Source organism: Aquabacterium sp. G14, assembly GCF_037482285.1.
Classification (GTDB): Bacteria; Pseudomonadota; Gammaproteobacteria; order Burkholderiales; family Burkholderiaceae_C; genus Aquabacterium.
On sequence record NZ_JBBEYB010000001.1, the window covers coordinates 250422 to 273920 of the forward strand.

Annotated in this window: 20 protein-coding genes; 9 read left to right on the forward strand and 11 right to left on the reverse strand. The window is 66.6% G+C overall.

The annotated features are described in order from the left end of the window. Window positions 1–19: 19 nt before the first annotated feature. Genes WIT60_RS01195 through WIT60_RS01215 form a run of 5 tightly spaced genes read left to right on the forward strand, consistent with a single transcriptional unit; the run spans window position 20 to window position 5345 of the window. The gene (locus WIT60_RS01195) at window positions 20–1411 is read left to right on the forward strand and encodes a CmpA/NrtA family ABC transporter substrate-binding protein (protein ID WP_339582125.1); all 1392 of its coding nucleotides are present in this window, start codon (window positions 20–22) and stop codon (window positions 1409–1411) included. Window position 1412: 1 nt separating this feature from the next. Beyond that, window positions 1413–2279 (forward strand): nitrate ABC transporter permease, encoded by an 867-nt coding sequence (ntrB, locus tag WIT60_RS01200; protein WP_339582126.1) that lies wholly within the window; start codon window positions 1413–1415, stop codon window positions 2277–2279. A gap of 58 nt (window positions 2280–2337) precedes the next feature. Then, complete coding sequence (locus WIT60_RS01205; RefSeq protein ID WP_339582127.1) at window positions 2338–3150, forward strand: ABC transporter ATP-binding protein; 813 nt, start codon at window positions 2338–2340, stop codon at window positions 3148–3150. Window positions 3151–3204: 54 nt separating this feature from the next. After that, a complete protein-coding gene (gene cynS / locus WIT60_RS01210) occupies window positions 3205–3648 on the forward strand; it encodes a cyanase (protein WP_339582128.1) in 444 nt (147 codons plus the stop codon). Between the two features lie 11 nt (window positions 3649–3659). Beyond that, window positions 3660–5345 carry a sigma-54-dependent Fis family transcriptional regulator gene (locus tag WIT60_RS01215; RefSeq protein WP_445207624.1) on the forward strand — a complete coding sequence of 562 codons (1686 nt, stop codon included), beginning with the start codon at window positions 3660–3662 and terminating at the stop codon, window positions 5343–5345. Window positions 5346–5348: 3 nt separating this feature from the next. On the opposite strand, the gene WIT60_RS01220 is transcribed toward WIT60_RS01215, so the two are convergent. Beyond that, on the reverse strand, window positions 5349–6257 hold the full coding sequence (locus WIT60_RS01220) for a class I SAM-dependent methyltransferase (protein WP_339582347.1): 909 nt from the start codon (window positions 6255–6257) through the stop codon (window positions 5349–5351). A 212-nt stretch (window positions 6258–6469) separates the two neighbouring features. Between WIT60_RS01220 and yghU the strand changes: the two genes are divergently transcribed. The 3 genes from yghU to WIT60_RS01235 are packed head-to-tail and all read left to right on the forward strand — an operon-like array spanning window position 6470 to window position 8869. After that, entirely contained in the window at window positions 6470–7354 is an 885-nt protein-coding gene (gene yghU, locus WIT60_RS01225; protein WP_339582129.1) for a glutathione-dependent disulfide-bond oxidoreductase, read from the forward strand. After that, entirely contained in the window at window positions 7345–7980 is a 636-nt protein-coding gene (locus WIT60_RS01230; RefSeq protein ID WP_339582130.1) for a glutathione S-transferase family protein, read from the forward strand. Before yghU ends, WIT60_RS01230 begins: the two co-directional genes overlap by 10 nt. A gap of 52 nt (window positions 7981–8032) precedes the next feature. Continuing rightward, window positions 8033–8869, forward strand: coding sequence for a M90 family metallopeptidase (locus WIT60_RS01235; protein WP_339582131.1), 837 nt, complete (start codon window positions 8033–8035; stop codon window positions 8867–8869). Window positions 8870–8960: 91 nt separating this feature from the next. Here WIT60_RS01235 and WIT60_RS01240 read toward each other — a convergent pair whose 3' ends face one another. After that, complete coding sequence (locus tag WIT60_RS01240) at window positions 8961–11201, reverse strand: NADP-dependent isocitrate dehydrogenase (protein ID WP_339582132.1); 2241 nt, start codon at window positions 11199–11201, stop codon at window positions 8961–8963. A gap of 238 nt (window positions 11202–11439) precedes the next feature. Between WIT60_RS01240 and WIT60_RS01245 the strand changes: the two genes are divergently transcribed. Then, window positions 11440–12531 (forward strand): GGDEF domain-containing protein, encoded by a 1092-nt coding sequence (locus WIT60_RS01245; RefSeq protein WP_339582133.1) that lies wholly within the window; start codon window positions 11440–11442, stop codon window positions 12529–12531. Between the two features lie 11 nt (window positions 12532–12542). Here WIT60_RS01245 and WIT60_RS01250 read toward each other — a convergent pair whose 3' ends face one another. From WIT60_RS01250 to WIT60_RS01290, 9 genes are all read right to left on the reverse strand, one after another. After that, on the reverse strand, window positions 12543–15674 hold the full coding sequence (locus WIT60_RS01250) for a putative bifunctional diguanylate cyclase/phosphodiesterase (protein ID WP_339582134.1): 3132 nt from the start codon (window positions 15672–15674) through the stop codon (window positions 12543–12545). 1 nt (window position 15675) lies between these two features. Then, window positions 15676–16578, reverse strand: coding sequence for a patatin-like phospholipase family protein (locus tag WIT60_RS01255; RefSeq protein ID WP_339582135.1), 903 nt, complete (start codon window positions 16576–16578; stop codon window positions 15676–15678). Window positions 16579–16643: 65 nt separating this feature from the next. Continuing rightward, the gene (locus tag WIT60_RS01260; RefSeq protein WP_339582136.1) at window positions 16644–17045 is read right to left on the reverse strand and encodes a Na+/H+ antiporter subunit G; all 402 of its coding nucleotides are present in this window, start codon (window positions 17043–17045) and stop codon (window positions 16644–16646) included. Then, complete coding sequence (locus WIT60_RS01265) at window positions 17042–17320, reverse strand: K+/H+ antiporter subunit F (RefSeq protein WP_339582137.1); 279 nt, start codon at window positions 17318–17320, stop codon at window positions 17042–17044. The genes WIT60_RS01260 and WIT60_RS01265 overlap by 4 nt, the downstream gene beginning before the upstream one ends. Then, window positions 17317–17808 (reverse strand): Na+/H+ antiporter subunit E, encoded by a 492-nt coding sequence (locus WIT60_RS01270; protein WP_339582138.1) that lies wholly within the window; start codon window positions 17806–17808, stop codon window positions 17317–17319. The genes WIT60_RS01265 and WIT60_RS01270 overlap by 4 nt, the downstream gene beginning before the upstream one ends. Beyond that, a complete protein-coding gene (locus tag WIT60_RS01275) occupies window positions 17805–19526 on the reverse strand; it encodes a monovalent cation/H+ antiporter subunit D (RefSeq protein WP_339582139.1) in 1722 nt (573 codons plus the stop codon). Before WIT60_RS01275 ends, WIT60_RS01270 begins: the two co-directional genes overlap by 4 nt. After that, window positions 19523–19867 (reverse strand): Na+/H+ antiporter subunit C, encoded by a 345-nt coding sequence (locus WIT60_RS01280; RefSeq protein WP_320364507.1) that lies wholly within the window; start codon window positions 19865–19867, stop codon window positions 19523–19525. The genes WIT60_RS01275 and WIT60_RS01280 overlap by 4 nt, the downstream gene beginning before the upstream one ends. After that, window positions 19867–22833: a monovalent cation/H+ antiporter subunit A gene (locus WIT60_RS01285; protein WP_339582348.1), complete on the reverse strand. Its 2967-nt coding sequence runs from the start codon at window positions 22831–22833 to the stop codon at window positions 19867–19869. The genes WIT60_RS01280 and WIT60_RS01285 overlap by 1 nt, the downstream gene beginning before the upstream one ends. 68 nt (window positions 22834–22901) lie before the next feature. Next, window positions 22902–23393, reverse strand: a complete 492-nt coding sequence (locus WIT60_RS01290; RefSeq protein WP_339582140.1) for an Lrp/AsnC family transcriptional regulator — start codon at window positions 23391–23393, stop codon at window positions 22902–22904. Between the last annotated feature and the right edge of the window lie 106 nt (window positions 23394–23499).

Here is a 23499-nt window from a genome sequence, read left to right on the forward strand (position 1 = left end):
CTTTGACCGAGGCCACGCCATGACGAACTCTGACGACAACATCTATCGCCCGTATTCGCCGGTATCGCGACTGGGCGGCTGCCCCTGCGGGCAACATGCCAGCGGGGCCGAGCATGACGCCGCCCTGCAGGCCGTGACCGAGGTCCGCGCCTCCGATGTCGAGACCTTGTCGCGTGACTTCATCGAAGCCGCGGCGGTGAAGGCCTTGTTCCCGGTGGAGGCCACGCGCCGTGCCTTCTTGAACGCGGTGGGACAGCGCACCGCCATGGCGGCCATCGCCAGCGTCTTGCCCCTGACCAGCTTGCAGGCCATGGCCCAGGAGAAGGGGGCGCTGGAAAAGACCGACCTGAAGATCGGCTTCATCCCCATCACCTGCGCGACGCCCTTGATCATGGCGCACCCTTTGGGCTTTTACCGCCAGCAGGGGCTGAACGTGGAGCTCAGCAAGACCGCGGGCTGGGCCCTGGTGCGCGACAAGATGCTCAACAACGAGTACGACGCCTCGCACTTCCTCAGCCCCATGCCGCTGGCGATCTCGCTGGGACTGGGCTCGAATGCCAAGCCCATGCAGGTGGCCACGATCCAGAACGTCAATGGTCAGGCCATCACGCTGGCGCTCAAGCACAAGAACAACCGCGACCCCAAGAACTGGAAGGGCTTCAAGTTCGCCATCCCCTTCGAGTTCAGCATGCACAACTTCCTGTTGCGCTACTACCTGGCCGAAGCCGGTCTGAACCCGGACACCGATGTGCAACTGCGTGTGGTGCCTCCGGCCGAGATGGTGGCCAACCTGCGTGCCGGCAACATCGACGGCTTCCTGGGCCCCGATCCCTTCAACCAGCGCGCGGTGTACGAAGAGGTGGGCTTCATCCACCTGCTGACCAAGGACATCTGGGACGGTCACCCCTGCTGCGCCTTTGGCACCAGCGTCGAGTTCGTGCAGAAGAACCCCAACACCTTTGCGGCCTTGTACCGCGCGGTCTTGACTGCCGCCGCCATGGCGCGTGGGCCCAAGAACCGCGAACTGATCGCCGGTGTGATCTCCAAGCCGCAGTACCTCAACCAGCCTGAGGTGGTGGTCAAGCAGGTGCTGACCGGCCGCTTTGCCGATGGCCTGGGCAATGTGCAGAACGTCCCCTCGCGGGCCGACTTTGACCCGATGCCTTGGGACAGCATGGCCGTGTGGATGCTCACGCAGATGCAGCGCTGGGGCTACCTCAAGGGCGATGTGAACTATCGCCAGATTGCCGAGAAGGTGTTCCTGATGACCGATGCGAAAAAGCGCATGAAGGAGCTTGGCCAGCCCGTGCCGACCGGTGCATCGCCGAAGTTCAAGGTCATGGGCAAGGAGTTCGACATGGCCAAGGCCGATGCCTACATGAAGAGTTTTGCCATCCGAAAGGCGGTGTGAGATGGGTGTTGCCAACAACCTCAAGCTGCGAGCGGGCCTCTTGTCCGCCCTGATCCTGGTGGTGATCCTGGGCATCTGGTACGTGGCGACCGCGCCGTCGGGGGCGGCGGCCTCCGGGGCCGGGCTGACCCCCGAGCAGATCGAGTACGCCCAGATGATGGGCCAGGACCCGTCGGCCACCAAAACCGATGGCTTCCCCACCTTGGGCCAGATGGGGCAGACCGTGTGGTCGCACCTGTCGCAGCCTTTCTACGACAACGGTCCGAACGACAAAGGCGTGGGCATCCAGTTGGCGCACTCGCTGGGGCGCGTGGCCCTGGGCTTCGGCCTGGCCTGCCTGGTGGCCATTCCGCTGGGCTTCGTGATCGGCATGTCGCCCTTGCTGCACCGCGCGCTCGATCCCTTCATCCAGGTGCTCAAGCCCATCAGCCCCTTGGCCTGGATGCCCTTGGCGCTCTACACGATCAAGGACTCGACCACCAGCGGCATCTTCGTGATCTTCATCTGCTCGATCTGGCCCATGTTGGTGAACACGGCCTTTGGCGTGGCCTCGGTCAAGAAGGAATGGCTCAACGTGGCTGCCACGCTGGAAGTCAGTCCTTTGCGCAAGGCCCTGCAAGTGATCCTGCCGGCGGCCGCGCCCACCATCCTGACGGGCATGCGCATCAGCATGGGCATTGCCTGGCTGGTGATCGTGGCGGCCGAGATGCTGGTGGGCGGCACGGGCATCGGCTACTTCGTCTGGAACGAGTGGAACAACCTGTCGCTGAGCAACGTGATCTTTGCCGTGCTGGTGATCGGCGTGGTGGGCATGTTGCTGGACCTGGCCTTTGGCCGACTGCAAAAGGCGGTGACCTATGTGGATTGACACCTCGGCCGTTGATGGCCTGAAGACCGCAGCCTCGACCCCGCAGACCGATGTACTCATGAGAAAGGCCCCTGTGACCACGCCACTGCTGCAAATTGAACGCCTTGGCAAGGCCTATGTGGCCGACAAGCCGGTGTTCGCCGATGTGTCCTTCACGCTCGAGCGTGGCGAGTTCGTGTGCGTGATCGGGCACTCCGGCTGCGGCAAGACCACGATCTTGAACGTGCTGGCCGGGCTGGACACGGCCACCGAAGGGCATGTGTTCATGGAGTCCCGCGAGATGGTCGGGCCCAGCCTGGAGCGTGGCGTGGTGTTTCAGGGGCATGCGCTGATGCCCTGGCTGACCGTGCGCGAGAACATCGCCTTCGCCGTGAAGTCACGCTGGCCCGATTGGTCGGCGGCGCAGACCAACGCACATGTCGAGAAGTTCGTGCAACTGGTGGGCCTGTCCCACGCGATCGACAAGAAGCCCAGCCAGCTCTCGGGCGGCATGAAGCAGCGCGTGGGCATTGCACGCGCCTTCTCCATCCAGCCCAAGATGCTCTTGCTCGACGAGCCCTTCGGCGCGCTCGATGCGCTGACGCGCGGCACGATCCAGGACGAGCTGATGGGCATCGTGCGCGAGACGCATCAGACCGTGTTCATGATCACCCACGATGTGGACGAGGCCATCTTGCTGGCCGATCGCATCCTGCTGATGAGCAATGGCGCTGAGACCGAGCAGGGCTACAAGCCGGGTGGCATCGCCGAGGTGGTGGTCAACCCGCTGCCGCGCGAGCGCACCCGCGCCACCTTGCACCACCTCGATGGCTACTACGACCTGCGCAATCACATCGTCGATTTTCTGGTGTCGCGGGCCAAGGCGCATTGACGCCCCGCGACGTGTCACGACCTGTTTGTTTTTCTCACCCACACTGGAGTTTTCATGAACCGCATGGACGTCACCGAAAAGATCATCAGCAACAAGGTGTCCAAGGGCATCAAATGGGAAGAGGTGGCTCAGAAAGTGGGCCTGTCCAAGGAGTGGACAACAGCCGGCTGCCTGGGTCAGATGACCTTTGATGCCGCCCAGGCCGCCATCATTGGCGACATCTTTGACCTGACAGAAGAAGAGCGCAAGTGGCTGCAAGTGGTGCCCTACAAGGGCTCGTTGCCGACGCCCGTGCCCACCGATCCGTTGATCTACCGCTGGTATGAGATCGTCAGCGTCTATGGCAGCACCATCAAGGAGCTGATCCACGAAGAGTTCGGTGACGGCATCATGAGCGCCATCGACTTCAGCATGGACATCCAGCGTCAGGGCGACCCCAAGGGCGATCGCGTCAACGTCGTGCTGTCGGGCAAGTTCCTGCCCTACAAGCAGTACTGACCGCTAACGCGATGCGCACACCGGCCGCGAGCCACGATGCCACTGCGCCCACTTCGGCCGAGGCCGCCGTGGGCGCGGAGAGCTGGCGTGCGCAGGAAATGCTGCTGATGCGGGAGGTGATGAAGCACATCGGCAAGAGCCTGTCGCCCGATGTCGTGCTGCGCGAGATGCTGCACCTGTGCTCGGAGTTGCTGGGCCTCAACCGGGGGCGCATCGTCCTGGCCGACAACCTGGAGGCCGTGATGGACCTGCCGCCCGGCAGCAGCCTCAAGGTGTCCTCGGCCCACATCGCCTACGCGTATGGGCTCACACAGGCCGAGCGTGAGCGCGGCCATTTCCGCGCCGGCGAGGGCATCACCGGTCGGGTGCTGGCGACGGGGCAACTGATCATCGTGCAGGACATCGATCAGGAGCCCACCTTCCTGTGCCGCACGGTCCAGCGTGCCGATCTGCCGGCGGGCCCGGTGTCGTTCATCGCCTTGCCGGTGCGGGTGGGGCTGTCCACGGTGGGGGTGCTGGCCTGCCACCGCATCCGCCATCGCTTCCGCTCCCTGGCCGATGACCTGAGCATCCTCGGCATCCTGGCCACCTTGATCGGCCAGTTGCTGGAGTTGCGCTTCACCGTGGAGCAACGCACCCGCACGCTGGAGGCGCACAACATGGCCCTCACGCAGGCGCTGGAGGCCTCGCCCGCCCGCTATGGCATCGTCGGCACCTCGCCGGCTTTGCTGCGATCGATCGCCGAGCTGGAGCAGGTGGCCGCCACCAAGGCCAGTGTGCTGCTGCTGGGGGAGTCGGGCACCGGCAAGGAGATGTTTGCCCGCGCGCTGCACCTGGCCAGCCCGCGCCGGGATCACCCTTTCATCAAGGTCAACTGCGCGGCCATTCCCGAAACGCTGTTCGAGTCGGAGCTGTTTGGCTACGAGAAGGGCGCTTTCACCGGGGCCGTGGGCGCACGGGCCGGTCTGTTCGAGCAGGCCGATGGCGGCACCATCTTCCTCGATGAAATCGGCGAGTTGCCCCTGTCCATGCAGACCAAGCTCTTGCGCACCTTGCAGGAGGGCACCATCGTGCGCCTGGGAGGTAAGCGCGAGGTGCACCTCGACGCCCGGCTGGTGGCCGCCACCAACCGCGATCTGGCGCACGAGGTGGCCCTGGGCGCGTTCCGCGAAGACCTGTTCTATCGGCTCAACGTCATTCCCATCCGGCTGCCCGCCTTGCGCGAGCGCAGCACCGATGTCCATGAGCTGGCCATCCATTTTCTCAACCGCTTCAACCAGGCCAACCAGCGCAACGTCAACCTCAGCGCGCGGGCCCTGCAGCGCCTGGAGGCGCATCCCTGGCCCGGCAACATCCGTGAGCTCGCCAACCTGATCGAGCGCATGGTGCTGCTGGGTGACAAGAGCGTGCTGGATGTCGCCGACATTGAGCGCTTTCTGCCCCGCACGTCCGCGGCGGACGCTTTGCGGGCGCGGTGGCCGGCCGACGAGCGTCCCATGCGGCCTCCCGCTATGGAGATGTCCGCGGTGCGGCCTTATCTGCCAGCGGGCTCGCATGCCCTGGCCGATCTCACCGAGGCTTTGCGCCAGCATGGCGGCAACCGCTCGCGCGCCGCGCAGGCCCTGGGCCTGACCCTCAGGCAGTTCAACTATCGGATGCTCAAGCTGAACGCCGCGCCGCCCAACTTGGTCAAGTGACGCTCACGCCAGGTCAGGGGCCTGGTACACCAGCACCTTCAAGGCGCGGTCACTCGACACATCGGCAAATGCGGCCGGGTTGGCCACGCGCTCCACAAAGCTCAGCTCCGGTGCCTCCACCGCCATCAGATCCTGCAAGAACGCCGGTCCCAGCTTGGGCGAGTTCAGGCACAGCAGTGCGTGCCCGCCGGGCATCAGCAGGTCGGGCAGGCGTCGCATCAGGCGGGCGTAGTCTTTCTCGGCCACGAAGCTGCCCTTCTGGTAGGTGGGCGGGTCGAGGATGATGAGGTCGTAGGGGCCGCTGCGGTTGATCTTGCCCCACGAGCTGAAGATGTCGTGCGGCAGAAAGCTCACGTCCGAGGTGATGCCGTTGAGGTGGTGGTTCTGCTTGCCAATCGACAGGGCGCCGGCGGCCATGTCCACATTGATGACCTGGCGGGCGCCGGCCTGCATGGCCACGACCGAGAAGGCACAGGTGTAGGCAAACAGGTTGAGCGCCTTGAAGCGTGGGTTCGTGGCGCTGGCCTGGGCCACGTGTTCGCGCACCCAGCGGCGCCCCTCGGCCATGTCCAGAAACAGGCCGTGGTTGAAGCCGCGCATCAGGTGCACCTTGAACTGCGCGCCTTGTTCGCTGACCACATGCGGGTCGGGCACGGCACCGCACAGCAGACGGGTATCGGCACGCACCTCGTCGCGGTGCTGGAAGACCAGGTTCAAGGGCTGGTCCGGCATCAGTTCCGCCCAGCGGGCCGTCAGCGCAGCCTGGATGGGGGCCAACTCGGCCTCGCTCACCGGTTGGTAGCAGGTCAGCAGCAAGACGGGGGGATACCAGTCCAGCGCCCAGGGCTCGCTGCCGGGGTACACGCCCCCGCGACCGTGGAACAGGCGTTGGGCATCAGTGGGCAGCGTCATCGTGGCGATGGCGTCGAGCAGGGCTTGTGGAGTCACGGCGGGGCAGAAGGGCAAAAATGGGGGCGACAAGGCTGGCGTGTATTGTCGGCCATGGGGGTGAGCACTCAGGTGGGCCGATGACCTTGTGCCCTACCCGGCGTCTGCAGCTTTGCTAACCTGCACGCTTGCGCACCTCGTGCGCCGCCTGACACCGATTCTCTGGAGCGCCTGACATGAGCGACACACGCGACGATGCCCCCGGCTACACCCCACCCGCCATCTGGACCTGGACCCCAGGCCACGGCGGCCGTTTTGCCAACATCAACCGCCCCATCGCTGGCCCCACGCACGAGCAGGACCTGCCCGTGGGGAAGCACCCGTTGCAGCTCTACTCGCTGGGCACCCCCAATGGCGTGAAGGTGACGGTGATGCTCGAAGAGCTGCTGGCTGCCGGCCACACCGGCGCCGAGTACGACGCCTGGCTGATCCGCATCAACGAGGGCGCGCAATTCGGCTCGGGCTTTGTCGACGTCAACCCCAACTCCAAGATCCCGGCGCTGATGGACCGCAGCGGCCCCGAGCCCATCCGCGTCTTCGAGTCCGGCGCCATCCTGATGTACCTGGCCGAGAAGTTCGGCGCTTTCTTGCCCACCACCCCCGCGCAGCGGGCCGAGTGCCTGTCGTGGCTGTTCTGGCAGGTCGGCAGCACGCCCTTCCTGGGGGGCGGCTTTGGCCACTTCTACGCTTACGCCCCCGTCAAGCTCGAGTACCCCATCGACCGTTACGCCATGGAGGTCAAGCGTCAGATGGACGTGCTCAACCGCCATCTGGCCACGCATCGCTACATGGTGGGCGATGACTACACCATCGCCGACATGGCCATCTGGCCCTGGTACGGTGCCTTGTCCAAAGGCCAGCTTTACGAGGCTGGGGAATTCCTGCAGGTCCACGAGTACGCCCATGTCGTACGCTGGGCGGATGAGATTGCGCAGCGTCCGGCGGCGCGACGGGGACGCATGGTCAACCGCGTGATGGGCGACCCGGCCAGCCAGTTGCACGAACGTCATGACGCCCGCGATTTCGAAACGAAGACCCAGGACAAATTGGCATGCCCCTGATCCTCTACGACTGCGCCACCGCCCCCAGTCCGCGCCGCGCGCGCATCCTGCTGGCCGAAAAGGGCATCGCCCATGAGACGGTGCAGGTGGACCTGCGCACCGGCGAGCAGCTGAGCGAGGCCTTTCGGGCCGTGAATCCGCTGTGCACCGTGCCGGTCCTGCGTACCGAGAGCGGCCTGCTGCTGACCGACAATGCGGCGATTGCTGCCTACGTGGAGGCGCAGTATCCCCAGCACCGATTGCTGGGTGTCTCGCCCGCTGAAAAGGCCGAAGTGGCCAGCTGGAACTGGCGCATGGAATTTGAAGGGCTGATGGCCGTGGCCGAGGCTTTTCGCAACGGGAGCCCGGCCATGGCCAACCGTGCCTTGCCGGGCCCCCAGGACCACCCGCAGATCCCGGCCCTGGCCGAGCGGGGCGTGCTGCGGACACAGCAGTTTTTTGACATGCTCAATGAACGTCTGGCCGATCGGGCCTTCATTGCCACGGAGCGTTTCAGCATCGCCGACATCACCGCGGTGGTGGCCGTCGATTTCGCGCGGGTCATCAAGGTGCGTGTCACCGAGGCGCACCCGCACTTGATGCGCTGGCGGGCCGCCATGGCCGAGCGACCGTCGATGTCGCTGTGAGGGCACAATGGGCGCGGCGTAGGTTTCCGTGCCGCAAGGCCTTGTGTCAGACGTGAGTGTTGCCAGTCCCCTTCCCTTGTTGATCGTGGTCGTGCTGGCCGGGCTGTGGGTGGTCTGGCTGTGGCGCCAGCCCCGTCGTCAGGCGCACCGTCGCGAACGCTTGCAGGCGGCCCCTTTTCCGGAAGCCTGGGAGCGCATCTTGCGCCGACGGGTGCCCTTGACCCGCAGCATGCCACCTGACTTGCTGGCACAGCTCAAGCGGCATATCCAGGTCTTCGTCGCAGAGAAGGCCTTCATCGGTTGCGAAGGCCAACCCATCACCGACGAGGTGCGCATCACGGTGGCGGCCCAGGCTTGCCTGTTGTTGCTCAACCGCCCCACCGACTACTACCCGCGTCTGCGCCAGATCCTGGTCTATCCCCGCGCTTTTTGGGTGCCTCGCACCCAGCCCGATGAGCACGGCCTCGTGCATGCCGACGACGAGTTGCGCGCCGGGGAGTCGTGGGACGAGGGGCAGGTGATCCTGGCTTGGGATGAGGCCCGTGATGGCGCCCGCATTCCGGATGATGCGTTCAACGTCGTGCTGCACGAGTTTGCCCACCAGCTCGATGCCGAGAACGGCCTGAGCAACGGGGCGCCCGATCTGGGCAGCCCGCAGCGCCATGTACGCTGGGCTGAGGTGATGCGGGCGGCATTTGCCGAGCTGCAAGGCCAGGTGGCCCGTGGGGAGGAAACCGTGCTCGATCCCTATGGGGCCAGCGAGCCGGTGGAGTTCTTTGCCGTGGCCACCGAGGCCTTCTTTGAGCGGGCGCAGGATCTCAAGCAGGTCCAGCCGGCGCTGTATACCGAACTGGCGCGCTTCTACCGAGTGGATCCGGCTGGCTGGTGAGCTGACACGACATCACGCGATCGCCCATGAAAAAACGGCCTCTTGCGAGGCCGTTGCACGCGACGCGCAGGTCGCGCGTCAGGTCACCCGATCAGGCTGCCAGCACGCTCGCCAGGGCGGCGTTGAAGGTGGTGCTGGGGCGCATCACGGCGTCCAGCTTGGCGGTGTCGGGCATGTAGTAGCCGCCGATGTCGGCCGGCTTGCCTTGCACCGCCGCCAGTTCGGCCACGATGGTGGCTTCCTGAGCGGCCAGGGCCTGGGCCAGCGGGGCGAACTTGGCGGCCAGGGTGGCATCGTCGGTTTGCGCCGCCAGTTCCTGAGCCCAGTACATCGCCAGGTAGAACTGGCTGCCGCGGTTGTCCAGCTGGCCGGTCTTGGGCGACGGGTTCTTGTTGTTCTCCAGCAGCTTGCCCGTGGCGGCGTCCAGCGTCTTGGCCAGGATCTTGGCCTGCGCGTTGCCGGTCTTCAGGCCCAGGTCTTCCAGCGACACGGCCAGCGCCAGGAACTCACCCAGCGAGTCCCAGCGCAGGTGGTTTTCTTCCACCAGTTGCTTGACGTGCTTCGGCGCCGAGCCGCCCGCGCCGGTTTCGTACATGCCGCCACCGGCCATCAGCGGGACGATGGACAGCATCTTGGCGCTGGTGCCCAGTTCCATGATGGGGAACAGGTCGGTCAGGTAGTCGCGCAGGATGTTGCCGGTCACCGAGATGGTGTCCTTGCCGCGGATCACGCGCTCCAGGGTGTAGCGCATCGCGCGCACCTGCGACATGATCTGGATGTCCAGACCGGTCGTGTCGTGGTCCTTCAGGTAACGCTCGACCTTCTTGCGCAGCTCGGCCTCGTGCGGGCGGTAGGCGTCCAGCCAGAACACGGCGGGCATGCCCGAGTGGCGGGCTCGGGTCACGGCCAGCTTCACCCAGTCGCGGATCGGGGCGTCCTTGACCTGGCACATGCGCCAGATGTCGCCCTCTTCCACGTTTTGCGACAGCAGGATCTCGCCGGTGGCGATGTCGACGATGTTGGCCACACCGGCTTCCGGGATCTCGAAGGTCTTGTCGTGCGAACCGTACTCTTCGGCCTGCTGGGCCATCAGGCCGACGTTGGGCACGGTGCCCATGGTGCGCGGGTCGAAGTTGCCGTTGGTCTTGCAGAAGTTGATCATCTCCTGGTAGATGCGGGCAAAGGTCGACTCGGGGATCACGGCCTTGGTGTCTTTCGGGCGGCCGTCGGCGCCCCACATCTTGCCGCCGATGCGGATCATGGCGGGCATCGAGGCGTCCACGATCACGTCGTTGGGGGCGTGCAGGTTGGAAATGCCCTTGGCCGAGTCGACCATGGCCAACTCGGGGCGATGCTCGTGGCAGGCGTGCAGGTCCTGAATGATCTCGTCACGTTGCGAGCTGGGCAGCTGCTCGATCTTGTCGTACAGGTTGACCAGGCCGTTGTTGACGTTCACGCCCAGCTCGTCAAAGAGCTGGCCGTGCTTCTCGAAGGCTTCCTTGTAGAAGATCTTGACGGCGTGGCCGAACACGATGGGGTGCGAGACCTTCATCATCGTGGCCTTGACGTGCAGCGACAGCATCACGCCGGTCTTGCGGGCGTCTTCGAACTGCTCTTCGTAGAAGGCGCACAGGGCCTTCTTGCTCATGAACATGCTGTCGATGATCTCGCCTTCCAGCAGGGACACCTTGGGCTTGAGCACAATGGTCTTGCCGCCGGCGGTCACCAACTCCATCTTCACGTCACGGGCCTTGTCCAGGGTCATGGACTTTTCACCGTGGTAGAAGTCGCCGTGCTTCATCGTGGCCACGTGGGTGCGCGAGGCCTGGCTCCAATCACCCATGCTGTGCGGGTTCTTGCGGGCGTAGTTCTTGACGGCGGCGGGGGCGCGGCGGTCGGAGTTGCCTTCACGCAGCACGGGATTGACGGCGCTGCCCAGGCACTTGGCGTAGCGGGCGCGGATGGCCTTTTCTTCCTCGGTCTTGGGGTCTTCCGGGAAGTCAGGGACGGCGTATCCCTTGCCCTGCAACTCCTTGATGGCGCTGACCAGTTGGTGCACCGAGGCGCTGATGTTGGGCAGCTTGATGATGTTGGTGTCGGGCAGCAGCGTCAGGCGGCCGAGTTCGGCCAGGTTGTCCGGCACGCGCTGCGCTTCGGTCAGGAAATCGGGGAACTCGCCCAGGATGCGGGCGGCCACCGAGATGTCGCTGGTGGTGACGTTGATGCCGGCCGGCGCAGCGAAGGTGCGGACGATCGGTAAGAAGGAGCTGGTCGCCAGCAGCGGCGCCTCGTCAGTCAGGGTGTAGATGATGGTGGGCTGCTGGGTGCTCATAACTTGCTTTCCGGATAGGGATGAGAACAATGCCGCCGGCTGGATCACAGTTACGGCGGGCATCACGGTGCCATGGTTTTGGCAAAGGCGTAACGATATCGCCTCTGGCGGCGAAATGCTTGCCTGGGGACAAGAAGTCGCGCGATGATCTCTGCCGTATAGCCGGTGCAAGCAGGAGATGTGCCGCTGCGCTGCGCCAACTTGGGGCACACTGAACCTTTCATCGTTCGAACCCGTCATGAGCACCTCTGACCCCGTTCCCCCGGATGACGCCGTCGACGCCGCCCGTCTGGACCCGGCTCGGCTGCAGGCTGTGCGTGACACGGGGCTGCTGGACACGCCGCCGGAGGAAAGCTTCGACCGGCTCACTCGCCTGGCCACCATGCTGCTGGAGGTGCCCGCGACCTTCGTGTCCCTGGTGGATGCCGAGCGAGACTTCTACAAGAGCGCTGTGGGGTTTGGCGAGCCTCTGGCCAGTGAGCGCGAACTCAAGGGCCGCACCTTCTGCCATTTCGCCTTGCTCTCGCCCAGGCCGCTGCTGCTGGACGATGTTCGGGCCTTGCCCGGATTGGCGGCGGTGCCCACCGTGCGCACCCTGGGCGTGCGGGCCTATGCGGGGGTGCCTCTGGTGACGCCTGACGGGCAGATTCTGGGCAGCTTTTGTGCGGTGGACATGCAGCCGCGCCAATGGACCGAGCGCGATGTGGCAGTGCTGACCGAGTTGGCCCATGCCACTCTGCGCGAGATCACCTTGCGCCAGGCGCTGGTGCGGCTGGCCGAGGCCAACCGCTTGCTGGCCGAGGAGATGCACAAGGTGGGCGTGCTCAACGAACGCCTGTCCGAACTGGCGCACACCGATGCCCTCACCGGCCTGTACAACCGCCGCGCCTACGATCAGGAGCTGGCACGGGAGTGGCGGCGTGTGCAGCGCAACGGTGCGGCGCTGAGTGTGTTGTTGATCGATGCCGATCACTTCAAGTCGATCAACGACCAGCATGGCCATGCCGTCGGTGACCGGGTTTTGCAGGCCTTGGCCGCCTTGATTCAGCGCAGCGCCCGCGAGATCGATGTGGCCGCACGCATCGGGGGCGAGGAGTTCGCCGTGCTGTTGAGCGACACCGGGGCCACATCCGCGCTCAACGTGGCCGAGCGCATTCGCAGCCAGATTGCCCAGTCCGACACGATGCCGGTGACCGGGGTCACCGTCAGCATCGGCGTGGCCACTTTGGCGGCGGAGGAGTCGGCTGCCAGCTTGCAGCACCGCGCCGATCAGGCCCTCTACATGGCCAAGTCACAAGGGCGCAACCGGGTGGTGTCGGCCCCCGGCTGAGCGGGCCTGGCTCAGGTCTGCGTCAGCAGGGCCTGGCAGGCGTCGGCGGTGGCGGGCCGACCGATCAGGTAGCCCTGCGCTTCGTCGCAGCCGATGTCGGTCAACACCTGGCGTTGCGCCGGGGTTTCCACGCCCTCGGCGATCACCGTCAGTTGCAGGTTGTGGCCCAACTGGACAATGGCCTTGACGATGGAGGCGCCGTCGGCATCGGTGAGCATGTCGCGCACGAAGGACTGGTCGATCTTGAGCTTGTCCACGGCCAGTCGCTTCAGGTAGGACAGGCTGGAATAGCCGGTGCCGAAATCGTCGATCGAGAGCTTGACGCCAAGCGCCTTGAGCCCTTGCAGGGTGGCGATGGTGCTGTCGACGTCTTGCAGCAGGATGGATTCGGTCAGCTCCAGCTCCAGCAGGTGGGCGGGCAGGCCGCTGGCGCGCAGGGCCTCGCGCACCAGGGCCAGCACGTCGCCGCGCTTGAACTGCAGGGCCGAGAGGTTGACGGCCACCACCGGGGGCTGAGGCAAGGCATCGGCCCAGACGCGGCCTTGGCGGCAGGCTTCGCGCAGCACCCATTCGCCGATCTGGATGATGTGGCCGCTGCGCTCGGCCAGCGCGATGAATTGTCCGGGTGGCAGCAGACCCGCCTCGGGGTGTTGCCAGCGCACCAGGGCCTCCACACCGACGATGTGGCCGCTGCGCAGGTCGAGCTGGGGCTGATAGTGCAGGCGGAATTCCTCGCGGCGCACAGCCTGCGCCAGTGCCCCGGTCAGTCGGATCTGGTCGACCAGGCCCGCGTTCATTTCGTGCGAGAAGAAGCGGTAGGCGTTGCGGCCCGCTTCCTTGGCACTGTTGACGGCGGTGTGGGCGTGGCGGAACAGGGTGTCGAAATCATCCCCGTCGGTGGGGAAGAGGGCGATGCCGATGGAGCAGGACGCGTTGAGGGCGTGCTCCCCCACCTGGAAGGGCTCGTTGAAGGCTTTGCTGACGGTGTCGGCCAGGCCGGCAATGCGGGCCAGGTCGTCCGGGCCGGTCAGCAGCACCACGAACTCGTCGCCGCTCATGCGGCTGATGGTGGCGCTGGGGGGGAGGCACTGGCGCAGGCGTTCGACGGCCAGCACCAGCACCTGATCGCCCACGGCATAGCCCAGGCTGTCGTTGATGTGCTTGAAGTGATCCAGGTCCAGGTAGAGCAGCGTCAGCGTGCGTTGCTCGCTGCGGGCCACGGCGGCCGCGTGTGCAAAGCGGTCGCCCAGCAGCAGGCGGTTGGGCAGGTGGGTGAGCGGGTCGTAATGCGAGAGGAAGTCCACCCGGGCTTTGACCTCGGCGTGTTCGGCGCGGGCGCGCAGGGCACTGATGCCATAAGCCAGGTCGTTGGCCAGCTCCATCAACAGGTTGAGCTCGTTGGTGTCGAAGGCGTCGGGCTCGCGGGCGTACAGCGTCAGGGTGCCGAGCACGCGCGCATCGCAGATCAGAGGCAGGGCCACGCACGATTGCAGTGCCAACTCGGCAGCCTTGGCCGCCCAGGGTTGCATGCGCGGATCGCGCGGGATGTCGGTCACCAGGCTGGGCTGTCCCGTGCGGATGGCCGTGCCCACCACGCCGCGGCCCCGCGCCGTGTCGGCCCAGCTTATGTTGACCTGTGCGAGGTAGCCGTTGCGATCGCCGCACTCGGCCGCCACGGTCACGCTGCGGTCTTCGTCTTGCTGGGCAAAGCCCACCCACGCCAGGCTGTAGCCGCCGCTTTCCACGCTGAGGCGACAGATCTCGCGCAACAGCGTGGGCTCGTCCTGGGCGTGTACCAGGGCCATGTTGCAGTCGCTCAGCAGGCGCAGGTCGCGGTTGAGGCGCTGCAGCGCGCGCTCGGTCTGCTTGCTGTGGCTGACGTCCTGCATCGTGCCGATGATCTGGGTGGCCTGTCCTGCACCGTCGAACAGGGCTTCACAGCGCTGGTTGATGAACTTCACGCGACCGTCCGGCCACTGCAGGCGGTAAGCGATCTCGCAGGGGGTGTGGCTGCGCATGGCCGCCTGGAAGTCGCGGTCCACGCGTTCGCGGTCGTCCGGGTGGATGAGGGCGAGGATGGCCGCGCAGGTGGGCTCGAAACGCGCCGGGTCTTGCTCGAAAATGCGGTAGACCTCGTGAGACCACTGCAGGGCATGTGTGCGCAGGTCGAGCTCCCAGTGGCCCAACTGGGCCAGGCGCTGGGCTTCGAGGAGGCGGGTTTCGCTGCGGTGCAACTCCGCCTGGGTGCGCTCGCGCTCGGCACTGAGGTCCTGCAGCTTGCGCTGGGTGTCGATCAGGCGGGCCAGCAGCGAGCCTTCCGGGGCATCCTGCGCCGAGCGGGTGGGCGTGAAGTTGCCCTGGCCGATGCGAGCGATCTGGGCGTGCACGTCGTCGACCGAGCCCCCCAGCACGCGGCGCAGCATCTGGGCCGCGCGAAACAGCATGACCATCAGGATGAGACCGCAGGCGATCAGCACGCCACGTGCGTACAGTGCATGGCGCTCGGCTTGGGCCACGGCCTTGTTGGTCCGATCTCGCATCAGGGCGTGAACCCGGTCGATGGGTGCGAGGATGGCGGCTTTGGCCGACAGGTAGCGTGCATCGTGCAGCATCTGAAGGGCCTCGGCATGGCGGCTGTCCGCACCAGGGCCCTCGGCATCGCGCAGGGCCATGGCTTCACGCTCGATCTGGGTGAGCCGGTCGGAGTGCGCCTTGGCCTGGATCAGGATGTCGAGCTCTTCAGGCGGGAAGCCGGCCTGGCGCATCAGCTCCATCAGGGGGATGCGTTCGGTGCTGTCGGGGCGAGGCGGCTGGCCATCGACCAGCACCAGGTCCCAGTAGATGCCGCTGTAGCCCAGCGGACGAGGGTGGATCCCGTCGCGGATGTCGAGGATGCGCTGGTAATGCTGGCGCGCCTGGGGGTGCTGGCTAGCCACGTAGAGGCGGGCCATGCGGGTGAGGTCGTCCGAGGACTGGTGCAGTTCGTCGGCCAGCAGGAAGGCGCGCAGGCGGGCCTCGTTGGCGCCATCGATGGCCTTCTCGGCGTTCGTGTAGACCGCGAAGGCCACGATCATCGCGCTGAGCGTGGCCAGGGTGTAGCCGATCTGGCGTGCGAAGGAGCGGGGCGCGCGCGCGTGGGTCATCTCAGTTCAGCAGGTCGCGGATGAGGGGCAGCACGGCCTCGGCGGCCCGCTCGCCTTCGGCGATGGCGGACTCGGCGCGGTGGAAGTCCATGGCCGCGATGTGGGACAGGCGCGGCCGGATCATGGCGTCAGCGGGCTCGCCTGCCAGGCGGCTGTGGGTGATGCGCACCTGCATGATGTTCAGGCTGGTGGTGAGCACGTCCAGCATGGAGGGGTGGTCGGCCGGGGAGGCGGGCACCTCGTCGCTGCGAAAGCGCGCCAGGATGGCGTCGAGCAGGCCATTGTCGGCAGGCTCGGGGGCGGCCGGTGCATCCCCGTCGAGAACCTGGGCGCGGGTGCGCCGGCCGATCAGGTCCCAGTTGAGGTCGACAGCGATGACGATGTCGGCCCCCAGGGCCCGGCACAGCGACACGGGCACCGGGTTGACCAGGCCGCCGTCCACCAGCAACTGTCCCTCGCGCACCGCCGGGGTGAAGAGACCGGGCAGGGCGATGGAGGCGCGCACGGCGTCGATCACCGGGCCCTCGCGCAGCCAGAGCTCGCGGCCGCTGCGCAAGGCGGTGGCCACGCACCCATAGGTCTTGGGCAGGTGCTGGATCTCGGGGCCGCTGTAGTGGCGGCGAAAGAATTCCACCAGTTCACCACCTTCGATCAGGCCGCCGCCCATCTTCAGGTCGAGCAGGCCGAGCACGGCCGGCCAGGTCAGTCCACGCACCCAGGGCTCCAGGCGATCGAGCTCGCCGGCGGCATAGGCTGCCCCTACTAGCGCCCCGATCGAGGTGCCGCAGACGATGTCGGGCGAGATGCCCGCGCGCTCCAGCACCCGGATCACCCCGATGTGCGACCAGCCGCGCGCCGAGCCACTGCCCAGCGCCAGGCCGATGCGAGGATGCAGGGCGTTCATGAGGTGATGGTCGGTGGAAAGTTCACAATGCGACAAGCATGACACAAGACCCGCCCACGTGGGGCTCAGTCGTGTGTCTGTGTGGGGGCATCGTCTGCCCCTGGGGGCGGTGGCACGATGTGGCTGAGGGCCGGCGGGATGTCGGGGCTGGGCGTGCTGTGCGTGCGGCGACGGAACAGCTCGGTGCGCGACAGCAAGATGGTGGTCACCGGCACCGTGATGGACAGCAAGATGATGATCAACCAGGCATGCAGGGCCAGGTGCTCCTTGCGCGCCGAAAAGTACAGAACCGTGGCCAGGGTGACGCACCACGACGAGAAGCTGAAGGCCAGCGCGGGCGGGTGCATGCGCTGGAAGAAGGTCTGAAAGCGCACGATGCCCACCGCCGCCGCCAGCGTGAAGAGGCCGCTGAGCATCAGCAGCAGCGCCACGATGACCTCGACCCAGCCAAACAGCTCGGGGTTCATTCGATCACCTCCCCGCGCAGCAGGAACTTGGCCATCGCCATGGAGCTGACGAAGCCGAACAGCGCGATCAGCAGGGCCGCCTCGAAGTACATCGCGCTGCGGTAGCGGATGGCCAGCACCATCAGCACCAGCATGCCGATGGTGTAGATCAGGTCCATGGCCAGCACGCGGTCTTGCGCCGAGGGGCCGCGGTACAGGCGCAGCAGGGCCAGCGCCATGGCCAGCACATAGCAGCCCAGGGTGAACACGATGGCGCCAAAGAGGAAGGGGCTCATTCGAAAATCTCCATCAGGGGGCGCTCGTAGCGGGCCTTGATCAGGCGGATCTCTTCGTCCGGGTCGTTCAGGTCGAAGATGTGGACCAGCAGGGCGCTGCGGTCCAGGGCCATCTCCGACCAGATGGTGCCGGGGATCACGCACATGATGGCGGCGAGCACGGCCAGGCCGTTGGGGTCACGCAGGTCCAGCGGCACGGTGATGAAGCCGCCCTTCGGTTGTGTCGCCGACGAGGCCAGGGTGCCTCGCAGCACCTTCCAGTTCCACACGATCACGTCCCAGCCCACCATCATGGACAGGCGAAAGGCCAGGCCCAGATGGCGGATGCGCACGGGGGTGGGGCGCAGCGAATGGGTCATCACCGGCACGATGGTGGCCACGACGGCCCCCAGCAGCCACTGGCCCAGGCTGTAGTCGCGGTTGAGCACCAGCCACATCGCCAGCAGGGCCAGGGACAGCAGCGGGGCGGGAAACAGGCGTCGCATCATGGCTGGAGCGGGGCGGTGGGCGCCCGCAGGCGCTCAGCGTTGGTGGGAGTGAGCTTGGGCTGGGCCGACAGCACAGCGTCGATGTAGCCCTGCGGCTGGTACAGCGCCTGGGCCGTGTCATGCGCGTAGCGCATCAGCGGCTCGGCGCGCACCGTGAAGAACACGCACAGCCCCATCAGCACAACCACCGGCAGGTACTCGACGCTGCTGAGCATGGGGGCTGCGCGCCCCACCGGGGCCCAGAAGAAGCGGATGCCGGTGCGCGACAGCGCGATCATCGCAAACAGGCCTGAGAGCACGACCAGGGTCAACAGCGTCCAGGTAATGTGGGCCAGTTCGCCGCCGGCTTCGGGCGTGCTCAACAGGGCCGAGAGCATCGCGAACTTGCCGATGAAGCCCGACAGCGGTGGCAGGCCGGCCACCAGCAGGGTGCAGCCGATGAAGGCCAGGCCCAGCAGCGCGATGGAGGCCGGCATGGGCCGCCCCACCAGCAACTCCTCGTCGTCGTCGAGGTTGGCGCCTTGCTGCAACTCCAGATCGGCCAGCGCAAACGGCAGGTGGTCTTCCTCATCTTCCGGGCGGCGGTGGGCGCCGGGGTCGGCGCTGCGCGAGCGGTCCATCAGCTCGGTCAGCAGGAAGAAGGCGGCAATCGCGAAGGTGGACGTGGGCAGGTAGTACAGGGCGCCGGCAGTGACCTCAGGGCGCCCCAGGCCGATCATCGCCATCAGCGTGCCCGAGGACACGATGACGGCATAGCCGGCCAGGCGCGCCGGCCTTTGGGAGGCCAGCATGCCCAGGGCACCAAAGGCCAGCGTGGCCATGCCACCCCACACCAGCCAGGCGCTGCCAAACCCGGCCGATTCGCCCGCCTGCGGCGAGAACCACAGCGTGGACAGGCGCAGCAGCACATAGATGCCGACCTTGGTGAGCAGCGCGAAGATGGCCCCCGAGGGCGCGCTGGCGCTGGAGTAGGCCGGCACCAGCCAGAAGTTGAGCGGCCACATCGCGGCCTTGGCCAGGAAGGCCACGCCCAGGATGGCGCAGCCCGCGTGCAGCAGCGGCCGGTCGATGGCCGACACCTGCGGGATCTTGGCGGCCAGGTCGGCCATGTTGAGCGTGCCCACCACGCCATAGATCATGGCCGCGCCGATCAGGAACAGCGAGGACGCCACCAGGTTGATGCTCAGGTAGTGCAGGCCGGCCTTCACCCGCGCCGGGCCCGATCCGTGCAGCAGCAGGCCATAGGACGCGGCCAGCATCACCTCGAAGAACACGAAGAGGTTGAACAGGTCGCCGGTGAGGAAGGCGCCGTTGAGCCCCATCAACTGGATCTGGAACAGCGGATGAAAGTGCGCCCCGGCCTTGTGCCAGCGCGCCACCGCGAACAGCAGCGCCATCAGTCCGACCAGGCCGACCAGCAGCAGCATCAGGGCCGAGAGGCGGTCGAGCACCAGCACGATGCCGAAGGGCACGTCCCAGTTCGAGGGCAGGTAGACGCTGTAGGTGCCCTGCACGTCGCCGCGCGCCGTCCACTGGAACAGCAGCACCGCCAGGATCAGGTTGAGCAGCGTGGCCAGCAGGCTGACGCCGGTCTTGGCGCGCTGGCGGCGCTCGCTCAGGAACAGCATCAGGCAGGCGGCCAGCAGTGGCAGCAAGATGGGGGCGATGCTCAGGTGCGGCATCAGCGCTTCGGTGAGCGGGTAGGTCGACCACCTCATTCGGCATCCCCTTGGCCGTCCACATGGTCATTGCCCCAGAAGCCCCGTTGCGCCAGCAGCACGACCAGGAACAGCGCCGTCATGGCAAAGCCGATGACGATGGCCGTCAGCACCAAGGCTTGTGGCATCGGGTCGGTGTAGTTCTGCAGGGTTTCAGGCACGCCGGGGATGAGCACGGGCTCGCTGTCCACGGCCAGGCGGCCAGTGCTGAAAATGAAGAGGTTGACCCCATAGCTCAGCAGGCACAGGCCCATGATGACCTGGTAGGTCCGGGGGCGCAGCAGCAGCCAGACGCCGCTGGCGGTCAGCACCCCGATGGCGATGGCCAGGACGATCTCCATCAGTGTTCTCCTTGGGCGAGGGCGGGGGCGACTTCGGGTGTGGCGTCAGCGGCCGAGGCCTGGCGCGGGCGGCGGTGGCCGCGCACCGACTGGTGGCCCAGCGCGGTGAGGATCAGCAGCGTGGCCCCCACCACCAGCGCGAAGACGCCGATGTCATAAAACAGCGCACTGGCCACATGGAAGTCCCCCACCAGCGGCAGGTGCACGTGCGCGGTGTGCGTGGTCAGGAAGGGGTAGCCCAGCGCGAAGGCGCCCAGGCCGGTGGCCGTGGCGATCAGCAAGCCGGTGGCGATCCAGCGCTGCGGGCGCAGGTGCATGTGCGCCTCCACCCACTGCGTGCCCGAGACGATGTACTGCAAGATGAAGGCGGTGGACAGCACCAGACCGGCGACGAAGCCGCCGCCCGGCGCGTTGTGGCCGCGCATGAACAGGTAGACGGCCACCACGGCGGCCAGTGGCAGCACCAGGCGCACCAGCACGGCGGGCACCATCAGGTAGCCCTGGGCCGGGTCGGCCACCATGTGGGGGTTGATCAGGTCGGTGGCCAGGTCGGCTGGCACGGCCTGCTGCTGCGGGGGCAGCACGGTGCTCTCGGGGGCCGGACGGAAGCGGCGCAGCAGCGCGTACACCGTCAGCGCCACCACCCCCAGCACGGTGATCTCGCCCAGGGTGTCAAAGCCGCGGAAGTCCACCAGCATCACGTTGACGACGTTGCGACCGCCGCCTTCGGGCAAGGCCCGCTCCAGGAAGAAGGGCGAGATGGTCTGCTCGAAGGGCCGCGTCATCAGGGCGTAGGACAAGGCGGCCATGCCGAGCCCGGACAGCAGGGCCAGCGTCAGGTCGCGGGCGCGGCGGGTGCGCACCTTCAGGCGGCCCCACCAGTTGCGACGCGGCACCTGCTCTTCGAGCCGCTTGGGCAGCCAGCGCAGGCCCAGCAGGATCAGCACCGTGGTGACGGCTTCCACCGACAGCTGCGTGAGCGCCAGGTCAGGCGCCGAGAACCACGCAAAGGTCACCACCGTCACCAGGCCCGACACGCTCATCAGCGCCAAGGCGGTGAGACGGTGGTACTTGGCCTGCCAGACGGCGCCCAGCGAGGCGCCGATGCCCACGGCCCACAGCAGCGCGAACATGGGCGAGAAGGTCAGCGGTGGCCGCGTGCCCGTGCTCACCACCGGGCCCAGGCCGTGCAGCCACAAGGTGGCGGTGGCGCTGCCCACGGTCACGCCCACCAGCAAGAGCAGTTGCGGCTGCAGGCGGCGCGTGCCGAACAGGCGCAGCGCGCGCCGGCTCAGGGCGGTGAGCCAGGCCAGCACATCGTGGAAGATCTGCTTGCTGCGGATCTGGCTGAGCAGCGGGGTGCGCTGCAGGTGCCCGCCATGCATGGGGCCGCGCAGCAGCGCGTAGAGCACGATGCCGCCGGCCAGGGCCACGAAGCTCATCACCAGCGGCAGGTTGAAGCCGTGCCACACGGCCAGATCGAACGCGGGCAGGTGCCCGCCCACCACCGGCGCGGCGGCCGCGTTGAGGATGTCCTGCACGGCCCATTGCGGGGCCACGCCCACCAGCAGGCAGGCCAACACCAGCACCTCGATGGGCACGCGCATCCAGTGCGGTGGCTCATGCGGGCGCTTGGGCAGGGTGGCGCAGGTGTCGGGGCCGAAGAACACATCGGCCGTGAAGCGCAGCGAATAGACCACGCTGAACATGCCGGCCACCGTGGCCACGATGGGCAGCAGGCGCTCGAACAGCGGGGTGGCGGTGACGAACACCGCCTCGGTGAAGAACATCTCCTTGGAGATGAAACCGTTGAGCAGGGGCACACCGGCCATGGCCGCACTGGCCACGCACGCCAGGGTGGCCGTGATGGGCATGGCCCGTCGCAGGCCGCTCAGGCGCCGGATGTCGCGCGTGCCGGTTTCGTGGTCGATGATGCCCACCGCCATGAACAGCGAGGCCTTGAAGGTGGCGTGGTTGAGGATGTGGAACACCGCCGCCACGGCGGCCAGCGGGCTGTTAAGGCCCAGCAGCGTGGTGATCAGGCCCAGGTGCGACAGGGTGGAATAGGCAAGCAACCCTTTGAGATCGTGCTGGAAGATGGCCGCAAAGCCCCCGATCAGCAGCGTGGCCAGCCCGGCACTGGTGACCAGCCAGAACCACTCGTCGGTGCCGGCCAGCACCGGCCACAGGCGCGCCATCAGGAACACGCCGGCTTTCACCATCGTGGCCGAGTGCAGGTAGGCCGACACCGGGGTGGGGGCCGCCATCGCATGCGGCAGCCAGAAGTGGAAGGGGAACTGCGCGCTCTTGGTCAGCGCGCCCAGCAGCACCAGCACCAGCACCACGGTGTAGAGCGGGTGGGTGCGCACCTGCACGCCCGAGGCCAGCACCACGTCCAGGTCGTAGCTGCCCACGATGTGGCCCAGCACCAGCATGCCCGCCAGCAGACACAGGCCCCCCGCGCCTGTCACCGTCAGTGCCATGCGGGCGCCGCGCCGGGCATCGCGGCGGTGATGCCAGTAGCCAATCAGCAGGAAGGAGAACAGGCTGGTCAGCTCCCAGAACAGCACGATCTGGATCAGGTTGCCCGACAGCACCACCCCGCTCATCGCCCCCATGAACGCGAGCAGGAAAGAGAAGAAGCGCGGCACCGGGTCGGCCGGTGACATGTAGTAGCGCGCGTACAGCATCACCAGCGCGCCAATGCCCAGCACCAGCATCGAGAACATCCACGCGTAGCCATCCATGCGCAGCACGAAGTTCAGGCCCAGACTGGGCAGCCAGTTGAACTCCTGGCGGATCACGCCGCCGGCGGCCACCTCGGGGAAGTACATCGCAGCCTGCACCGCGCAGGCCAGCGCGATCAAGCCGGCGAGGGTCGATTCGGTATTGCGTGCGTTCGCGGGCAGGAACGCCGCCAGCAGGCTGCCAAGGAAGGGCAGGGCGACCAGGGAGAGGAGGGGCAGGGTCGTCATACCTGCTCGAGTTTAATCGCCATCAAATTTGTACCAATGTGATGGGGTGAAGGCGTCACCTAGCCGGCCCCCACGGGCAGCGCGGTGCGGTCGACCACGCGGCGCAGCACGAAGCTCGTGTGCACCCCAGTCACCCCAGGAATGCTGGTGATCTTGTTGAGCAGCAGGTCCTGGTAGGCGTCCATGTCACGCACCACCACCTTGAGCTGGTAGTCGGACTGCTGGCCGGTGATCAGCAGGCATTCGAGTACCTCGGGCAGGGCGGTGATGGCCTGCTCCAGGCTGGCGAAGCGCTCGGGCGTGTGCTGGTCCATCGAGATGCCGATCAGGGCCATCAGCGTCAGGCCCAGCTTTTTGGCGTCGAGCAGGGCGCGGTAGGCGCGGATCAGGCCGGCGTCCTCCAGGGCGCGCACGCGGCGCAGGCAGGGCGAGGGCGACAGGCCGATGCGGTCGGCCAGGTCCTGGTTGCTGATGCGGCCATCCTCCTGCAAGACGGCCAGAATTTGCCGATCGTAGCGGTCTAGCTCAATGAGATTGCCGTCTGAATTCATGTTTGCGCAACTTTCTGCCAAATGGATGCCAAATCATGGCACACAACGCAAGCACCTGCCAGTCCTTCTTTCCTAGAATTTGGGCATTGAGATTCACAACGAGATG